This window comes from Microcella flavibacter (genome assembly GCF_012530535.1).
Classification (GTDB): domain Bacteria; phylum Actinomycetota; class Actinomycetes; order Actinomycetales; family Microbacteriaceae; genus Microcella; species Microcella flavibacter.
In genome coordinates, this window is record NZ_CP051299.1 from 928,770 (window position 1) to 945,922 (window position 17,153).

The 17,153-nt window shown below is 73.8% G+C and carries 18 protein-coding genes and 1 tRNA gene; 12 read left to right on the top strand and 7 right to left on the bottom strand.

Features of this window, described 5'->3' with window-relative positions:
- The first annotated feature begins 30 nt into the window (after positions 1-30).
- Complete coding sequence (locus tag HGB54_RS04415; RefSeq protein ID WP_228545945.1) at positions 31-1,044, top strand: LLM class flavin-dependent oxidoreductase; 1,014 nt, start codon at positions 31-33, stop codon at positions 1,042-1,044.
- A gap of 60 nt (positions 1,045-1,104) precedes the next feature.
- Here HGB54_RS04415 and HGB54_RS04420 read toward each other — a convergent pair whose 3' ends face one another.
- The 4 genes from HGB54_RS04420 to HGB54_RS04435 all read right to left on the bottom strand — a co-directional run bounded on the left by HGB54_RS04420 (position 1,105) and on the right by HGB54_RS04435 (position 4,321).
- Positions 1,105-1,332, bottom strand: coding sequence for an RNA-binding S4 domain-containing protein (locus tag HGB54_RS04420; RefSeq protein WP_168915374.1), 228 nt, complete (start codon positions 1,330-1,332; stop codon positions 1,105-1,107).
- Positions 1,333-1,358: 26 nt separating this feature from the next.
- The gene (locus tag HGB54_RS04425) at positions 1,359-2,168 is read right to left on the bottom strand and encodes a DedA family protein (protein ID WP_168915375.1); all 810 of its coding nucleotides are present in this window, start codon (positions 2,166-2,168) and stop codon (positions 1,359-1,361) included.
- A gap of 514 nt (positions 2,169-2,682) precedes the next feature.
- Positions 2,683-2,761 (bottom strand) — tRNA-Leu (locus HGB54_RS04430).
- 48 nt (positions 2,762-2,809) lie between these two features.
- On the bottom strand, positions 2,810-4,321 hold the full coding sequence (locus HGB54_RS04435) for a PucR family transcriptional regulator (protein WP_228545946.1): 1,512 nt from the start codon (positions 4,319-4,321) through the stop codon (positions 2,810-2,812).
- 133 nt (positions 4,322-4,454) lie between these two features.
- Between HGB54_RS04435 and gabT the strand changes: the two genes are divergently transcribed.
- Both gabT and HGB54_RS04445 read left to right on the top strand, forming a co-directional pair.
- On the top strand, positions 4,455-5,843 hold the full coding sequence (gene gabT / locus HGB54_RS04440; protein ID WP_228545947.1) for a 4-aminobutyrate--2-oxoglutarate transaminase: 1,389 nt from the start codon (positions 4,455-4,457) through the stop codon (positions 5,841-5,843).
- Between the two features lie 61 nt (positions 5,844-5,904).
- Positions 5,905-7,365 carry an NAD-dependent succinate-semialdehyde dehydrogenase gene (locus tag HGB54_RS04445; protein ID WP_168915377.1) on the top strand — a complete coding sequence of 487 codons (1,461 nt, stop codon included), beginning with the start codon at positions 5,905-5,907 and terminating at the stop codon, positions 7,363-7,365.
- 113 nt (positions 7,366-7,478) lie between these two features.
- On the opposite strand, the gene HGB54_RS04450 is transcribed toward HGB54_RS04445, so the two are convergent.
- Both HGB54_RS04450 and HGB54_RS04455 read right to left on the bottom strand, forming a co-directional pair.
- A complete protein-coding gene (locus HGB54_RS04450) occupies positions 7,479-8,111 on the bottom strand; it encodes a DUF998 domain-containing protein (protein ID WP_168915378.1) in 633 nt (210 codons plus the stop codon).
- A gap of 44 nt (positions 8,112-8,155) precedes the next feature.
- On the bottom strand, positions 8,156-8,401 hold the full coding sequence (locus tag HGB54_RS04455; protein WP_168915379.1) for a hypothetical protein: 246 nt from the start codon (positions 8,399-8,401) through the stop codon (positions 8,156-8,158).
- 268 nt (positions 8,402-8,669) lie between these two features.
- On the opposite strand from HGB54_RS04455, the gene HGB54_RS04460 reads away from it, so the two are divergent.
- From HGB54_RS04460 to HGB54_RS12595, 8 genes are all read left to right on the top strand, one after another.
- Positions 8,670-9,896, top strand: coding sequence for a CpaF family protein (locus HGB54_RS04460; protein WP_228545948.1), 1,227 nt, complete (start codon positions 8,670-8,672; stop codon positions 9,894-9,896).
- The gene (locus HGB54_RS04465) at positions 9,893-10,750 is read left to right on the top strand and encodes a type II secretion system F family protein (RefSeq protein ID WP_168915380.1); all 858 of its coding nucleotides are present in this window, start codon (positions 9,893-9,895) and stop codon (positions 10,748-10,750) included. Before HGB54_RS04460 ends, HGB54_RS04465 begins: the two co-directional genes overlap by 4 nt.
- Positions 10,747-11,685, top strand: coding sequence for a type II secretion system F family protein (locus tag HGB54_RS04470; RefSeq protein ID WP_168916811.1), 939 nt, complete (start codon positions 10,747-10,749; stop codon positions 11,683-11,685). The genes HGB54_RS04465 and HGB54_RS04470 overlap by 4 nt, the downstream gene beginning before the upstream one ends.
- A 240-nt stretch (positions 11,686-11,925) precedes the next feature.
- The gene (locus HGB54_RS04475; protein WP_168915381.1) at positions 11,926-12,102 is read left to right on the top strand and encodes a hypothetical protein; all 177 of its coding nucleotides are present in this window, start codon (positions 11,926-11,928) and stop codon (positions 12,100-12,102) included.
- Complete coding sequence (locus HGB54_RS04480; RefSeq protein ID WP_168915382.1) at positions 12,102-12,494, top strand: TadE/TadG family type IV pilus assembly protein; 393 nt, start codon at positions 12,102-12,104, stop codon at positions 12,492-12,494. The genes HGB54_RS04475 and HGB54_RS04480 overlap by 1 nt, the downstream gene beginning before the upstream one ends.
- Complete coding sequence (locus HGB54_RS04485) at positions 12,469-12,966, top strand: hypothetical protein (protein WP_228545949.1); 498 nt, start codon at positions 12,469-12,471, stop codon at positions 12,964-12,966. Before HGB54_RS04480 ends, HGB54_RS04485 begins: the two co-directional genes overlap by 26 nt.
- Before the next feature lie 5 nt (positions 12,967-12,971).
- Positions 12,972-13,415, top strand: coding sequence for a pilus assembly protein TadG-related protein (locus HGB54_RS04490; RefSeq protein ID WP_168916813.1), 444 nt, complete (start codon positions 12,972-12,974; stop codon positions 13,413-13,415).
- Positions 13,416-13,534: 119 nt separating this feature from the next.
- Positions 13,535-14,680 carry an SDR family NAD(P)-dependent oxidoreductase gene (locus HGB54_RS12595; RefSeq protein ID WP_228545950.1) on the top strand — a complete coding sequence of 382 codons (1,146 nt, stop codon included), beginning with the start codon at positions 13,535-13,537 and terminating at the stop codon, positions 14,678-14,680.
- A 54-nt stretch (positions 14,681-14,734) separates the two neighbouring features.
- Here the strand turns inward: HGB54_RS12595 and HGB54_RS04500 are convergent, their stop codons facing one another.
- Positions 14,735-15,955 carry an MFS transporter gene (locus tag HGB54_RS04500; RefSeq protein WP_168915383.1) on the bottom strand — a complete coding sequence of 407 codons (1,221 nt, stop codon included), beginning with the start codon at positions 15,953-15,955 and terminating at the stop codon, positions 14,735-14,737.
- Between the two features lie 59 nt (positions 15,956-16,014).
- Here HGB54_RS04500 and prfB point away from each other — a divergent pair, with 59 nt between their 5' ends.
- Entirely contained in the window at positions 16,015-17,124 is a 1,110-nt protein-coding gene (prfB, locus tag HGB54_RS04505; protein WP_168915384.1) for a peptide chain release factor 2, read from the top strand.
- Positions 17,125-17,153: the final 29 nt, after the last annotated feature.

Sequence of the window (17,153 nt, forward strand, 5' to 3'; positions counted from 1 at the left end):
GCCCTCGGGATGCGCGCGGTTGCAGCAGGGGTGAGTGACGAGCGCAGCATCCCCCTCTCCCTTCTCGATCTGGCCCCCATCGCCCCCGGGCAGTCGGCGGGCGAGAGCTTCGCCGCGAGCGTGCGCCTCGCCCAGACGGGCGAGGAGTCCGGCTACCGCCGCGTCTGGTACGCCGAGCACCACAGCATGGCCACGATCGCCTCCTCGGCGCCCGCCGTGCTCATCGCGCACATCGCCGCGCACACGTCGACGATCCGCCTCGGGGCGGGCGGCGTCATGCTGCCCAACCACGCGCCGCTCACGATCGCCGAGCAGTACGGCACGCTCGCCGAGCTGCACCCCGGCCGCATCGACCTCGGGCTCGGCCGGGCGCCCGGCAGCGACCGCACCACGATGCGCGCGCTGCGGCGCGACGCCGCCTCGAGCGAGGCCTTCCCGCAGGACGTGCGCGAGCTGCAGGGCTACCTCGCCGACTCGTCCCTGATCGAGGGCGTGCGCGCCGTTCCCGGTGCCGGAACGAACGTGCCCCTTTACATCCTCGGCTCGTCGCTCTTCGGGGCGCAGCTCGCCGCCGCCTTCGGCCTGCCCTTCGCCTTCGCCTCCCACTTCGCGCCCGACCTGCTGCTCGAGGCGGCGGCCCGCTACCGCGCCGGCTTCACGCCCTCGCAGCAGCTCGCCGAGCCGCACCTGATCGCGGCCGTCAACGTCATCACCGCCGAGACCGAGGAGGAGGCGCGCGCCCAGCACCGTGCCGCCGTGCGGCACCGCGTGCGCCTCATGATCGCGCGCGGCCCCGAGCCGGTGACCTACAGCGACGAGCAGATCGACGCGTTCCTCACCACGCCGCAGGGCGCCCAGATCGCCGACATGATGCGGTACACCGCGGTCGGCGCTCCGGCGGAGGTGCGCGAGTACCTGCACGAGTTCGCGCGGCACGCCCAGGCCGACGAGCTCATCACCGCGCACGCCGCGCTCGACCTCGACGCGCGGCTGCGGTCGGTGCGGCTCACGGCCGAGGCGATGCGGCCCGTGCTGGCCGCGTAGGCCGGCAGCGGCATCCCCTCGCCCCTCGATCGGGCGCGGGATGCCGTCGGGCGGCGGCGATCAGGAGCGCACGCGCACCGTGCGGCCCTCGAAGCCGACGACGTCGCCGTCGTGCAGCTGGCGGCCGCGCCGGCGCTCGACCTCGCCGTTGACCGTGACGTAGCCGTCGATGACGACCTCCTTGGCGTTGCCGCCGGAGTCGAGCAGGCCGGAGAACTTCAGGAACTGACCGAGGCGGATCATGTCGCCGTCGATGGAGACGGCATCGGTCGGGTCGGGGGTCGTCATGCCTGAATGCTAACGACGCGCGCCGGTCAGAGCAGGCCGTCCTGCTTCTCGTGGCGGCCGTCGGGCTTGCCGGCGATCTTGCGGGCGTCATGGGCGCCCGTGGTGGCCGCGGCCTCGTGGCGGCCGTCGTGCTCCTCGCCCTCGACCCAGATGGTCGGCTCGGGCACGGGGATGCCGGCCTTCTCGAGCGCCTCCTCCTGCTTCTGCTCGCGACGCTCCTTCAGCACGTGGAAGGCGATGCCGAGCAGCACGAAGCCGATGATGATGAGCAGCACCACTTCGAAGTACTCGGTGACGAGCTCGGCCACGCCGGGGATGTGCGCGACGCCCCAGCCGAGCAGCGTCAGCCCGGTGCCCCACAGCACGGCGCCGATCGTGTCGAAGAAGAGGAACGTGCGGTAGTTCATGCGCCCGACGCCGGCCGCCACGGGGGCGATCGTGCGCACCACCGCGATGAAGCGGGCGATCGTGATGGCGAAGCCGCCGTACTTGAGGAAGAAGGCCTCGGTGCGCGCCACCGACTTCTTCGAGAAGAACCCGGCCGACTTTCGCTCGAAGATCGACGGGCCGACCTTGCGGCCGATCCAGTAGCCGAGGTTGTCGCCGCCCATCGTCGCGAGGGTGATCGCCAGGCAGACGAGCCAGATGGGCTGCTCGACGACCCCGGTGTACGTGAGCACGCCCGTGATGATGAGGAGCGTGTCGCCCGGAAGCAGGAACCCGACGAGCAGGCCCGTCTCGACGAACACGATCGCGCACACCACGACGAGGGCCCACGGGCCCGCGCCGGTGATGATCCCTTCGACGTCGAAGAGACCGATGTCGGTCGCGAGCATGCAGGGCTCCCGGGGCTGGGCGCGGATGAAGTGGCTTCAGCGTACTGCCGCGGGGTGAACGCCCGGATAACGGAACGGCCAGCATCGGCCGGGAGTGCGCGACGCTCCGCGCGCTCTGCTCCACGCCCTCTGCTCCGCGCCTTCCGCTCTGCGCGGTCGACGACTGTCGGCGACGGCGCGTACTCTGCTGATCGCGGTGGCCGGACTGCGCATCCCTGACTCGAGGAGCGCGCGATGGACGACCGGCGGCACGCCCCCGTCTGGCATCCCCTGCTCGCCGCCGTCGAGCAGCAGCCGGGGCTGTGGCACATGACCTCGCAGACCGGCGTCTACGCGGTCGTGCGCCTCATCCGCATCGGCGACGAGACGGGGTACCGCGCGACCACCTTCGACGAGCCGCGGCGCCTGCTCGGGTACCGCCGCACGCTGCGCTCGGCCTGCGAGCTCGCGCACCGCGCCTGGGTGCGCGGCCACGGGCCCGATCCGGGGGCGGATCAGTACCCGGTGTTCCTCGTGCGGAAGGAGGGACTCGAACCCTCACGCCGAAGCACAGGAACCTAAATCCTGCGTGTCTACCATTCCACCACTCCCGCGAGCGGCGCCAGTCTAACCAGCGGGCTGACGGCCTTGGGATGCTCCGCTCACGCCCGCCCCGCGGCGACGAGCGCCGCCCACAGCTCCGCCCGCGCGGGGAACGCCTTGAGGTCGCGCCCGAGCAGCCCCTCCGCGCGCAACACGCGGGCCCGGAGCGTGTGCCGATGCACCCCGAGGCGCGCGGCGGCCGCTTCCGCGACCGCGTCGGCGCCGAGCCATTCGGCCAGCGTGCGCACCAGCTGATCGCCCGTGCGCGCGTCGTGCTCGTCGAGCGGGGCGAGCACGGCGACGGCGATGCGCCGGGTGTCGTCGCCGGAGAGCGAGGCGAGCACGCCGTCATCGCGCACGCTCGCGTAGTCGATGAGGGGCTGGGCGCTGCTCGCGCGGTCGGCGGCGCGGCCGGCGTCGTCGACGGCGGCCGCGAGCTCGTCGTACCGGGCGCCGCGCACGAGCCCGCCGGTGACGCGGGCGCGCTCGACGAGGTCGGCGACGAGGGCGGCACGCGCCTCGGGCACGACGACGACGATGCGGCCGCCGTCGCGGGCGTGGAAGACGCCGCCGCGGCCGCGCTCCGCCCGCCCGCCGCGCTCCGCGCGCGACTCGAGCAGCTCCAGCACGCCGGCGCGCTGCGCGGCGAGCACGTCGAGCACGGCGACGGCGAGCGGCTCCTCGGGCAGTGGCCCCCAGAGCGCGCGCGACGTGGAGGCGACGAGCTCGCGCTCGCCGCGCAGCAGCGCGGCGAGCAGCCCCGTGCGCAGGTGGTCGATCGCGCGGGCGAGGGCGCGATCCCGCTCGAGGGCGAGGCCCGCCATGGCGACGACGCTGGTCACGACCGCGCGCACGGCGTCGTCGTGCTGCGCGGCTCCGCCGACGGCGAGGATGCCGCGGAGGGCATCCGATCGCCCCACCGTCTGCAGGGCCGTGCCCTCGACGGTCGTGGCGGCGCGGCGCCCGTCGGCGAGCAGGCGGCGCGCGGCGGCGAGGACGCCGGGCGAGGGCTCGGCGGCAGGGGAGCGTCCGGTGAGCGCGACCTCGCCGTCGGGCCCGAGCAGCACGACGGGTGCGTCGATGCGGCGCGCGAGCTCGTCGATGGTGGCCGCGAGCCCGTCGGCCTTGAGGGCGGCGACGGCGATGGCGCGCTGGGTCTCGAGGCTCCAGCGCACGCGGGCGTAGCGCTGGCGCTCCTCGGCGTCGGCGACGGCGCGCGCGACGGCGATGAAGGGCGTGCGGTACGGCACCTCGAACAGGGCGATGCCGTGGGCGGCGCAGGCGCGCGCGAGCTCGTCGGGCGTGCCCGCGCGCACGACTTCAGTGCCGAAGCCGACCGCCGGAACGCCCGCGGCGGCGAGCCGCTCGACCCAGGGCGCGATCGCGTCGTCGTCGGTCCACTGCGTGCCCGTGGTGAGCAGGGCGTCGCCGGGGGAGAGGAAGGGGGCGGGGTCGACGAGGTCGCTCGAGTGCACCCACTGCCACGGTCGCGCGAGAGCCTCGGCCTCGGCGGCGACGGCCCGCAGCCCGAGCTCGGGCACGGCCAGCATCTCGGCGAGCGTCACGGTCACGACGGGTCCTCCTCGAGCATGTACAGAACGTACAGATGAATGAGAGCAACTGTACGCTCCGTCCACGGCGTCGAACCCCGCGGAGCACCTACGCTGGCGGCACCACCACCGCCGCATCGAGAGGATGCCCGCCATGACCCTCACCGCGCCCACTCCCGCGCCCGCCGACGCCGCCGCGCACGCCGCGCCCGCCGCCCGGCCCGGCGGCCCCGGCCTGCCGCAGGAGCGCCGCCTGGTCACCGCCATCCCCGGCCCGAAGAGCGTCGAGCTCATGCAGCGCAAGCACGCGGCCGTCTCGAGCTCGGTCGGCACGATGATGCCCGTCTACACCGCGGCCGCGGGTGGCGGCGTGCTCGTCGACGTCGACGGCAACAGCCTCATCGACCTCGGCTCGGGCATCGCGGTGACGACCGTCGGCAACGCCGACCCGCACGTCGCCGCGGCCGTCATGGCGCAGGTGCAGAGCTTCACCCACACCTGCTTCATGGTGACGCCGTACGACAACTACGTGACGCTCGCCGAGAAGCTCAACGCGCTCACCCCCGGCGACCACGCCAAGAAGTCGGCGCTGTTCAACTCGGGCGCCGAGGCCGTCGAGAACGCCATCAAGATCGCCCGCTACTACACCGGCAAGAGCGCGGTCGTCGCCTTCGATCACGGCTACCACGGCCGCACGAACCTCACGATGGCGCTCACCGCGAAGGCGATGCCCTACAAGTCGGGCTTCGGCCCCTTCGCTCCCGACGTCTACCGCGCGCCGATGTCGTACCCGTTCCGCGACGGGCTCTCGGGCGAGGAGGCCGCGAAGCGGGCCATCCACACCATGGAGAAGCAGATCGGCGCCGACCGCCTCGCCGCGATCATCATCGAGCCCATCCAGGGCGAGGGCGGCTTCGTCGTGCCCGCCCCCGGCTTCCTGCCGGCCCTGCAGAAGTGGGCGAACGAGAACGGCGTCGTCTTCATCGCCGACGAGGTGCAGACCGGCTTCGCCCGCACGGGGCAGATGTTCGCGAGCGAGCACGAGGGCATCGTGCCCGACATGATGACCCTCGCGAAGGGCATCGCGGGCGGCCTGCCGCTCGCCGCCGTGGTGGGCAGGGCCGAGATCATGGATGCTCCGCACACCGGCGGTCTCGGCGGCACCTACGGCGGCAACCCCATCGCGACGGCCGCGGCGCTCGCGACCCTCGACAGCTACGAGGCGAACGACTCGCTGAGCCGCGCCGCCGAGCTCGGAGCGATCATGACCGAGGTGCTCGGCGAGCTGCAGGCCGGCGACGCCCGCATCGGCGACATCCGCGGTCGCGGCGCGATGATGGCGATCGAGCTCGTCACCGCCGACGGCGCCCCGGATGCGGCGCTCACCGCCGCCGTGGCGAAGCACTGCCACATGAACGGCGTCATCGTGCTCACCTGCGGCACCGACGGCAACGTGTTCCGCCTGCTGCCGCCGTTGTCGATCAGCGACGAGCTGCTGCGCGAGGGTCTCGGCGTGCTCGCCGAGGCGCTCGCCGCGAACTAGCGCGGCCGAGCATCCCGCGCCCCGATCCGACCGATCCGCATCGACCGACGTTAGGCATCCCATGATCAGCGAATCCGACCTCCTCGCGAAGGTCCCCACCGGCCTCTTCATCGGCGGCGAGTGGGTCGACGCCGAGGGCGGCAAGACGCTCGCCGTGAGCGACCCCTCGACGGGCGCGACGCTCGTCGAGATCGCCGACGCCTCCGTCGCCGACGGCACGCGCGCGATGGATGCCGCTGCCGAGGTGCAGGCGGAGTGGGCTGCCACGGCCCCCCGCGTGCGCGGCGAGATCCTCCGCCGCGCGTTCGACCTCATGCAGGAGCGCGCCGACGAGTTCGCCCTGCTCATGACCCTCGAGATGGGCAAGCCGCTCGCCGAGGCGCGCGGCGAGGTCGGCTACGGCGGCGAGTTCCTGCGCTGGTTCAGCGAGGAGGCCGTGCGCATCTCGGGCCGCTACGGCCAGAACCCCGAGGGCACCGGCACGATGGTCGTCTCGCGCAAGCCCGTGGGCCCGGCGTTCCTCATCACGCCGTGGAACTTCCCGCTCGCGATGGCGACGCGCAAGATCGCGCCCGCGATCGCCGCCGGCTGCACCTCGGTGGTCAAGCCCGCCGCGCTCACGCCGCTCACGACCCTCTACTTCGTGAAGCTGCTGGAGGAGGCCGGCCTGCCGAAGGGCGTCGTCAACGTCGTCACGACGTCCAGCAGCTCGAAGCTCTCGGCCGAGATCATCGCCGACCCGCGCCTGCGCAAGCTCTCGTTCACCGGCTCGACCGGCGTCGGCCGCCAGCTGATGAAGCAGGCCGCCGACGGCATCCTGCGCACCTCGATGGAGCTCGGCGGCAACGCGCCCTTCGTCGTCTTCGACGACGCCGACCTCGACAAGGCGGTCGACGGCGCGATGCTCGCGAAGTTCCGCAACATCGGCCAGGCCTGCACGGCGGCGAACCGGTTCCTCGTGCAGCGCGGCGTCGTCGAGGAGTTCGGCCGCCGCGTCACCGAGCGCGTGCAGGCCATGCGCATGGGCCGCGGCACCGAGGAGGGCGTCACGATCGGCCCGCTCGTCAACGACGCGGCCGTCGACGGCTCGCACGAGCTGGTTCGGGATGCTGTGGACCGGGGCGCCTCGCTGGCGACGGGCGGCGCGCTGCCCGAGGGCGCGGGCTCGTTCTACCCGCCCACCGTGCTCACCGACGTGCCGCGCGGCAGCCGCCTGCTGACGGAGGAGATCTTCGGCCCCGTGCTCGCGATCGTGCCCTTCGACACGGAGGACGAGGCGGTCGAGCTCGCCAACGCCACCGAGTACGGCCTCGTGAGCTACGTCTTCACTGAGGATCTGCGCCGCGGCATGCGCATGATCGACCGCCTCGACACCGGCATGATGGGCCTCAACGCGGGCGTCGTCTCGAACGCCGCGGCGCCGTTCGGCGGCGTCAAGCAGTCGGGCATCGGCCGCGAGGGCGGCCTCGAGGGCATCGACGAGTACCTCGTCACCAAGTACACGCTGATCCCGCACGCCTAGGGATTCCAGCGGACGCACGTCCGCCGCCGGGCGCTGTGGTGGCCGCCCGGCGGCGGATACTCCTCGGCGCGCGGTCGCGTGCGGTGCACTCGGGCGGGACGCGCTGAGCGCGCTCAGCTGCGGGACGCGCGCCGCCCGCGCGCGAGCAGCGCGAGCACGACGAGCAGCGGCCACACCGACTCGGTGTTCGCGGCCACCCGCTCCGAGAGCCCGATGAACGGCCCGTCCATCGCCTCGAGCTGCGCGAAGCCGATGCAGAGCCCGCCGAGCAGCAGCGTGCCGAGGGTGGCGCCGAGCGGGCGCAGCAGCCACGGAGCGTCGGGAGCGCGCCGCATGCCGAGGAACGGCCAGGCGGCGAGCGCGATGAACCCGACCATCGCCGAGTAGTAGTGCGCGGCCGAGGTGGTCTCGACGGTCGGCAGCGGGAACGCGGCGACGGCCCACAGTGCGACGCCGGCGAGGCCCAGCGAGAGGCGCCCGATCAGCCCGATGGCGGGCACGAGCACGGCGGTGACGAGGTGGCAGAGGCCGGTGAGCACGAACATCGCGGTCATGAAGACCCGCGTGGGGGCATCCCCGGCCGCCAGCTCGCTGATGGTCTGGTTCACCGGATCGAAGCCCGGCCAGGCGAGCTCGGCGACGATCGTGCCGCCGATGAAGAACACGGGGGCGAGCGAGGCCGAGACGACGGCGGCAGGATGCACGGCGCGGGCACGGGAGGGCGCGAGTGCGGGGGTTCGGGTCACGGGCTCAGCCTGGCAGGGTCGTGCTGTGCCCGCGCCGCGCGGCGCTACCGGCGGCTACGCGTGCGCGGGCGGCGCGCGGGCCGGTGGTCGCGGCGGGGCCGCAGCCGCAGGCGCACGGGCTCCTCAGCGTGGTGCTCGGTGACGTCGTGCAGTCCGTGCCCGAGCCGCCAGAGCCAGGCGACGACGACGATGGTGCCGATGCCGATGATGATGATGAGCGGCGTGACGAGCCAGTCGAGGTTCAGCGCGGGCTGAGCGTCGAGCTGCAGGCGCAGGATCATCGGGTTCACGGGCGGCCGTTCGGGGTGCGAGCGAGGGGGCGGACGGGTGCGCGCATCGTCGCGTCGCGGGGGTGGTCCTCGGGTGGACTGGAATGAGGAAACCACATTCCGGGGTGGAACGCACGGGTTTCGTGCGAACTCGTTTCAGAGTGTCACATATCCGAAACCCGTCGTCCAGGAATCGATCCACCAGGTTCGGGGGTTGCCCGAGCGCGGCCGCCGTGCGCTGTGGACAGAGCGGTGGATGCCCGCCCGCCGATTGCGCATGATGTCGCGCATGTCGACCGCCGTCTCCGCCATCACCGACCGGGTCCGCGAGCGGGTGCGAGCCGAACGGCTCGATCTGCGGCGCGACCCGGAGGGCGCTGAGCGCCTCATCCGCGAGGAGCTGCTGCGCTACGCCGAGCGCTCCCTCTCGGGCAGCCTGCCGCGCATCCCCGACGAGGCGGCCGCCTTCGGCCAGGTGCTCGCCGGCCTCACCGGCTACGGCCCCTTGCAGCCCTACTTCGACGATCCGACCGTCGAGGAGATCTGGATCAACCGGCCCGACGCGATCTTCATCGCCCGAGCGGGGGTGAGCGAGCAGCTGCCGCTGCGGCTCACCGACGACGAGGTGCGCACGCTCGTCGAGCGCATGCTGCAGGCCACCGGGCGCCGCGTCGACCTCTCCTCCCCGTTCGTCGACGCCTCGCTCCCCGACGGCTCGCGCCTGCACGTCGTCATCCCCGACGTCACGCGCAGCCACTGGGCCGTCAACGTGCGCAAGTTCTCGCAGCGCATCCGCTCGCTCGAGCGCCTCGTCGAGCTTGGCTCGCTCACGCCGCCCGCCGCGGCCTTCCTGCGCTCCGCCGTGCTCGCCGGCTGCAACATCCTCGTCTCGGGCGCGACCCAGTCGGGCAAGACGACGATGCTCGGATCGCTCCTGTCGAGCGCCCGGCCCGAGGAGCGCGTCGTCACGGTCGAGGAGACCTTCGAGCTCGACCTCACGGCGGCGGACTGCGTCGCCATGCAGTGCCGCAGCCCCAACCTCGAGGGCACCGGCGAGATCAGCCTGCGGCGCCTCATCAAGGAGGCCCTGCGCATGCGCCCCGACCGCCTCATCGTCGGCGAGGTGCGCGAGGCGGAATCCCTCGACCTGCTCATCGCACTGAACAGCGGACTGCCGGGCATGTGCTCGCTCCACGCCAACAGCGCGCGGGATGCCCTCACGAAGCTCTCGACGCTGCCCCTGCTGGCCGGCCGCAACATCGACGCCTCCTTCGTCGTGCCGACGGTCGCGAGCGCGATCGACGTCGTCGTGCACTGCGAGCTCGTGGCCGGAGGGCGCCGGCGCGTCGCCGAGATCGTGGCCCCGACCGGGCGTCACGCCGACGGCATCGTCGAGGCCGAGACGCTGTTCCGGCTCGTCGACGGCGTCCTCACGGCGACGGGCGCGGCACCGCCCCGCGCCGAGAAGTTCGCCGCCGTCGGGCTCGCCGACCGCGGTGCGGGGGCGGCGGCATGACCGTGATCGCCGCGCTCCTCATGGCCGCCGGCACGCTGCTCATCGCCTCGCCGTGGCTCTGGCCGCGGGCCGATCCGCCGCGCGAACGGCGCGGGGCCGGCGCGCTCGCCGACCTCCTGGCCCGGGCGGGGCTGTCGACGGTCTCGCCCGTCGTCCTCGTCGTCGTGATGCTCGTGCTCGCCCTCGTCGCCGCCGGGGCAGTGCTCGTCATCGTGCCGGTGCTGCCGCTCGTGCCGGTCGCGGCGATCGTGGCGGGGGTGCTGCCCATCGTGGGCCTGCGGGCTCGGGCGGCCGCGCGGCGCCGGGCGCTCCGCGGGGTGTGGCCCGACGTCGTCGATCACCTCGTGTCGGGCATCCGGGCGGGGCTCGGACTGCCCGAGGCGATCGGAGCGCTCGGCGAGACGGCCCCTGATGCGGTCCGCGGGCCGTTCCGGCAGTTCCGTCGCGAGTGGACGTCGACCGCGCGCTTCGGCGACTCGCTCGACGCGCTCAAGACGGCGCTGGCCGATCCGGTCGCCGATCGCATCATCGAGACGCTGCGCATGGCGCGCGAGGTCGGCGGCACCGAGCTGCCCGGCGTGCTGCGCTCGCTCGCCCAGTACCTGCGGTCGGATGCCGCCGTGCGGGCCGAGGTCGACGCGCGCCAGTCGTGGGTGCGCAACGCGGCCCGGCTCGGCGTCGCCGCACCCTGGATCGTGCTGCTGCTGCTCGGCACCCGCCCCGAGGCGGCCGCGGCCTACAACTCGCCCACGGGCGCCGCGCTCATCGTCGGCGGCCTCGGCGCGACGCTCATCGCCTACCGGCTCATGCTCGCGCTCGGGCGACTGCCCGAGGAGGGGCGGTGGTTCCGATGACGACGTCGATGGCCCTCGCCCTCGCAGCGGGCGCGTCCCTGGGGCTCGGCCTGTGGATGCTCGTCTCGCTGGTCCCTCGATTCGGCCGACCCCGGCTCACCGCCCGGCTCGCGCCCTACCTCGTCGACATGTCCGCCGAGGCGCGGGAGCTGCTGCGCGATCGCCGCGTCGACCCGCTGCCCGTGCTCGGCGCGATGACCTCCCCGCTCGTCGACGGGGCGCTCCGCACCATCGAGACGGTCTTCGGCGGCGAGGCGGTCATCCGCACCCGGCTGCGCCAGAGCGGCTCGCTCGCGGCCGTCGGCAGCCATCGCACCCGGCAGCTCGTGGGCGCGGTGCTCGGCGCGGCGGCGGGTCTCGCCGTCGGGCTCGTCGCGGGCCGCCAGGGGCTCGCCATGATCCCGGCGGGCATCGCGGGGGCGGTGGGCGGGCTCATCGCCGGCGTGGCGCTGACGGATGCCCTGCTCGCGCGCACCGCCCGCCGACGAGTGGCGCGCATCGCCCAGGAGTTCCCGACGGTGGTCGAGTTCCTCGCCCTCAGCGTCGCGGCGGGGGAGAGCATCCACGATGCGATCCGTCGCGCGGCCTCGACCGGATCGGGCGAGCTCGCGGGGGAGCTGTCGCGGGTGGAGCAGCGCACGGCCGCCGGGCAGGCGCTGACGGCGAGCCTCGCCGAGATGCGCGACGACCTGCAGATCCCCGCGGTGTCGCGGCTCATCGACCAGGTGCTCGCCGCGCTCGATCGCGGCACGCCGCTCGCCGAAGTGCTGCGCGCTCACGCGCTCGACGCCCGCGACGAGTCGAAGCGCCTGCTGCTCGAAGCCGCGGGAACGCGCGAGGTCGCCATGCTCGTGCCGCTCGTGTTCCTCATCCTGCCGGTCACGGTGCTCTTCGCGGTCTTCCCCGGGCTCATGGTGCTGCAGCTCGGCTTCTGACGCGGTCGAGACCGTCCCAGGGCGCGGGACCTGCCTGCAGGGAGCCGGGTGCGCTGAGCCGGTGTCCGCGTGGCGCGGTCGCCGCGGCGACACGCCGACCGCGGACGGAGCGCGCCGGCGCGTCGGTCCGTCGACCGTGCAGGACGGACATCCTGTGCGTCCGGCGCTGTGGAGAGCGACCGCCTCCGCTCCTGCCCCGCCTCCATCATCCCTCTGTCACCCGGAACGGAAGGATGCGTCATGTCGCGCTCGAGCAGGATCATGGACCGCTTGTCGACCGAGGATCGCGGGGATGTGCCCGGCTGGGTGCTCATCACCCTCATGACGGCCGGCCTCGTCATCGTGATCTGGGCGCTCGCCGGCCCGGCGCTCAGCGGGGTCTTCGAGCAGGCGATCGAGCGGGTCACCGGGTTCTGATGCGCCGGTGGTCGCTCGCCGATGATCGCGGCTCGGCTCCGGTCGAGTTCACGCTCGTCGGGGTGCTGCTGACGGTGGTGACGCTCTCGGTGCTGCAGGTCGCGCTCGCCCTGCACGTGCGCTCCACCCTCATCGACGCGGCGGCCGAGGGCGCACGGTACGCGGCGCTCGCCGACAGCTCGCTCGCCGAGGGGGTCGAGCGCAGCCGCGAGCTCATCCAGACCGCGCTCGGCCCCGGCTACGCGCGGGACGTCTCCGTGGCGCTCGACGAGAGCGGCGAGATCCCGATCGTCACCGTCTCCGTGCGCTCGCCGCTGCCGCTCGTCGGGCTCGCCGGCCTCGACGGAACCCTGGAGGTCTCGGGCCGTGCCGCACTCGAGCCGCTGCGCTGAGGCCGCGCGAGCCCGTGCCGCGCGCCTGGCCGGTGCCGCCCGCGCCGACGAGGGCTCGGCCTCGCTCGAGTTCATCACCACGGGGCTGCTGCTGCTCGTGCCGCTCGTCTACCTCGTGCTCACCCTCTCCGCCATCCAGTCCGCCTCGCTCGCGACGGAGGGGGCGGCTCGTCAGGCGGCGCGCGTCTACGTGCAGGCGCCGAGCGATGAGGCGGGCCGGGCCGCGGCCGCGCGGGCCCTCGACCTGGCGCTCGACGACCACGGCGTCGACGGGCGGCCCGCGCTGAGCATCCGGTGCGCGCCCCGCCCCGATGTCTGCCACACCCGCAGCGGCTGGGTGACCGTCGACGTCGCGGTCGACGTGCCGCTGCCGCTCGTGCCGCCGGTGCTCGAGCTGCGCGTGCCGCTCTCCGTGCCGATCGAGGCGACGGCGACGCAGCAGGTCTCGCGCTTCTGGGGGGCGAGCCCGTGATCGGGATGCTGCGCCGCGGCCGCGACGACGAGGGCTCGATCCTGCCGCTCGTCGCCGGGTACGGCGCGCTCGCGCTCCTCGTCGTGCTGCTCGTCACCGCCGCCACGAGCCTGTACCTCGAGCGCAAGCGCCTGCTCACCCTCGCCGACGGCGCGGCGCTCGCCGGAGCGGAGGCGTACGAGCTCAGCGACCTGACCCTCGCGCCGAACGGCGAGGTCGCGCGCCCGCCGCTCGACGACGCCGCGGTGCGCGACGCCGTCGAGCGGTACCTCACCGAGGCGCCGATCCAGGGCTTCGAGGGGCTGCAGCTCGAGCGCGCCGCGAGCGACGACGGCACGAGCGCGACGGTGCAGCTATCGAGCTTCTGGCGCCCGCCGGTCGTGACGCTCTTCGTGCCCGAGGGCATCCGCCTCGACGTGACGACGGTCGGCCGCAGCGTCATCGGCTGAGCCGCGCGCGGCGACGGCACGCCGCGGTCGATCGCGAGCCGGCTCGGCCGCAGACGGCGGCTGGGAGGAAGCCTGACCGCGCGCCAAGAGTTCCAGCAGGATGTGGATAGTGTGACGCCATGGCTGAACTGGCTGGGTCCTCGATCCTCATCATCGGCGCGACCGGAGGGCTCGGTCGGCACATCGCCCGGCAGCTCGCCGACGCCGGCGCGAACCTCACGCTCACCGCCCGCTCGCAGCAGGCCCTCGACGAGCTCGGCATCGCCGGCACCCACATCGCCGGCGACCTCAGCGACCCCGAGCTGCCCGAGACCCTCGTCGCCCTCGCCGTCATGGCGCACGGCCGCCTCGACGGCGTCATCAACGCCGCCGGCGTCGTCGCCTTCGGGCCCGTCGCCGACACGAGCGACGCCACCCTCGACCAGCTCTGGACGGTCAACGCCCTCGCCCCCATGCGCGTCCTCCGCGCGGCCGTGCCCGCGCTCGAGCACGCGAAGCAGGACGGCGGCACCCCCTTCATCGTCACCCTCAGCGGCGTCGTCAGCGAGAACCCGACCGCCGGACTCGGCGCGTACTCCGCCGTCAAGACCGCCGTCGCCGCGTTCCACTCGGTCGCCGCCCGCGAGCTGCGTCGGCAGGGCATCCGCGTCATGGATGCTCGCCCCGGGCACACCGAGACCGAGCTCTCCCGCCACCCGATCGCGGGCGAGACGCCGAAGTTCCCCACCGGCTACGACCCCGCCGGCGTCGCCGCCCGCATCGTCGCCGGCATCGTGAACGACGAGAAGGATCTGCCCTCCTCGGCCTTCACCGAGATCCCGCACCCGGAGGCCCCCATGGTCGCCGCCGAGCCCGTCGCCGCCGACCCCGACGCTCACCCGGCCGTGCGCATGGCCGCCGAGATGCCGCTCGAGGTCTCCGCCAGCGCCCCCACGGACGCCGCGGCGTCGAGCCCCGCCTCGGCGGGCAGCGCGGGCAGCCCCGCCTCGGCCGACAGCCCCGCCTCGGCGGGCAGCGCCGACTCCGACGCGAGCAGCCCGTCGGTGCCGAGCGGCGCGAGCGCCTCCAGCGCGCCGACCGCGGACGGCGAGCCCGCCCCGGCAGAGCGCGCCGAGCACATCGAGGCCGAGCAGGAGCAGCAGGAGCAGCCGGAGCAGCGCGACGGCGAGCAGCCCCGGCCAGAAGGCGAGCAGCCCGAGCAGCCCCGGCACGACGGCGACCAGCAGTACATCGCCCCGCCGAGCGCCGATCAGCACCGCGACTGACCCGCGCGGGCGAGCAACCCCTCGGCGCGAGCGCGCTGAGCGCGACGCCCGCGCCTACTCCCCGCGGGGCAGCTGGCGGGGGATGTAGTAGGCGAGCATCCCGGCCCCGATGAGGCCGACCACGCCGAAGACGCCCGCCCCGACGGCGATGCCGCCGAGCGCGGTGAGCCCGGCGAGGGCGAGCGGGGCGCCGGCCGAGCCGGAGTCCATGACGAAGCGCCACGCGCCGAGGAACGGCGCCGGGTTCGTGCGGCCCGCGAGGTCGCTGCCCATGGTCATGAGGATCCCCGCGCCGATGCCGTTCGCGAGCGACAGCCAGATCGCCACGGCGACGAACCACGGCACCGGGTCGGCGGCGAGGGCCGAGAGCGCCAGGCCGATGAGGCCGAGGCCCAGCCCGATCATCGAGGGCACGGCGGTGTAGAGGCGGCCGAAGCGATCCATGAGCCAGCCGCCCAGGTAGAACAGCGCCACGTCGACACCGCCCGCGATGCCGATGATGAGCGCCGTCTCGGCCTCGCCGAGCCCGATGCTCACCGCCCACAGCGGCAGGATCACCTGGCGCACCGCCCGCAGCGCCGAGACGACGAGCGCGGCGGCGCCGAGGCGGGCGAGCACGCTGCGGCGGTCGGCGATCGTGCGGAACACTCCGGCGGGGCTCACGCCGCCGCCGGTGGGGGTGGAGCGGTGGTGCAGGATCCGCTCCGGGTCGGGCAGCGCGACGAGGCTGAGGGCGACGAGCCCGCACATGAGCAGGGCGAACCACAGGATGCTCACCACCTCGCCCGTCGCGGCGACGAGCGCGGCGGCCGCGAACGGCCCGAGGAAGAGGCCGAGCCGGAACACGCCGCCGAGCGTCGACAGCGCCCGGGCCCGGTAGGCGACCGGCACGACGCTCGTCAGCAGCGCGTGCCGGGCGAGTCCGAAGACCGCCGCCGCGATGCCGAGCACGGTCATGCCGAGGCCGAGCACGACGGCGTTCGGCGCGAGCAGGGCGATGCCGATGCCGAGCCCCGCCACCGCCGAGGCGCCGAGCATCGCGGTGCGCTCGCCGATGCGGCCCACGATGAAGCCGGCGGGGATGTCGCCCAGCAGCACGCCGACGAGCAGCATCGCGGCGACGACGCCCGCACCCGCGAGGTCGCTGCCGACCCGCAGCGCGAGCGCCGGGATGAGCGGCATGATCGCGCCCTCACCGATCGTGAACAGCAGGGTGGGGCCGAACGCGGGGGCGGCGATCGACCGCCACCGGAACGGACGGTCATCGATCGGCATGGCGCTGGCGATGCTACGCCCGGGTGAGCCCGCGAACCCGCGGGTAGGCTGGGCGCGACATGATCGATCTGGACTTCTCCGAGCGCATCGCCGCCGCCCGCTCCACCTTCCGCGACATCCAGTCCGTCGTCGACGTCGACGCCCTCCGCGCCGACGTCGAGGATCTGAGCGAGCAGGCCAGCGCGCCCGACCTCTGGGACGACACCGACAAGGCGCAGAAGGTGACGAGCGCGCTGAGCCACCGGCAGACCGAGCTGCGCCGCATCGTCGAGCTCGACCAGCGCCTCGACGACCTCGACGTGCTCATCGAGATGGCCCGCGAGGCCGACGACGAGGACGCCGCGGCCGAGGTGCTCTCCGAGCTCGAGGCCATCGAGAAGACCCTCGGCGACATGGAGGTGCAGACCCTCCTCGACGGCGAGTACGACGACCGCCCCGCCGTCGTCACCATCCGCGCGGGCGCCGGCGGCGTCGACGCGGCCGACTTCGCCGACATGCTGTTCCGCATGTACCTGCGCTGGGCCGAGAAGCACGGCTACGGCTCGACCGTCATGGACACCTCCTACGCGGAGGAGGCCGGCATCAAGAGCGCGACCTTCCAGATCGACGCGCCCTACGCCTTCGGCACGCTCAGCGTCGAGGCCGGCACCCACCGCCTCGTGCGGATGAGCCCCTTCGGCGCCGCCGGCAAGCGCCAGACGAGCTTCGCCGCCGTCGAGGTCATCCCGCTCATGCCCGAGACGCTCGAGGTCGACATCCCCGAGAACGACATCCGCGTCGACGTCTTCCGCTCCTCCGGCCCCGGCGGCCAGAGCGTCAACACCACCGACTCCGCCGTGCGCATCACCCACCTGCCGACCGGCACCGTGGTGTCGATGCAGAACGAGAAGAGCCAGATCCAGAACCGCGCCGCCGCCATGCGCGTGCTGCAGTCGCGCCTGCTGCTCATCCAGAAGGAGCAGGAGGCCGCGACGAAGAAGGAGCTCGCCGGCACCATCACCGCGAGCTGGGGCGACCAGATGCGCTCCTACGTGCTCGCGCCGTACCAGATGGTGAAGGATCTGCGCACCGAGCACGAGGTCAACAACCCCACCGCGGTCTTCGACGGCGACCTCGACGGCTTCATCGCCGCCGGCATCAAGTGGCGCAAGCGCCCGCAGGACGACTAGCCCCGAGCCCCGCCCCGCCCTTTACGGCC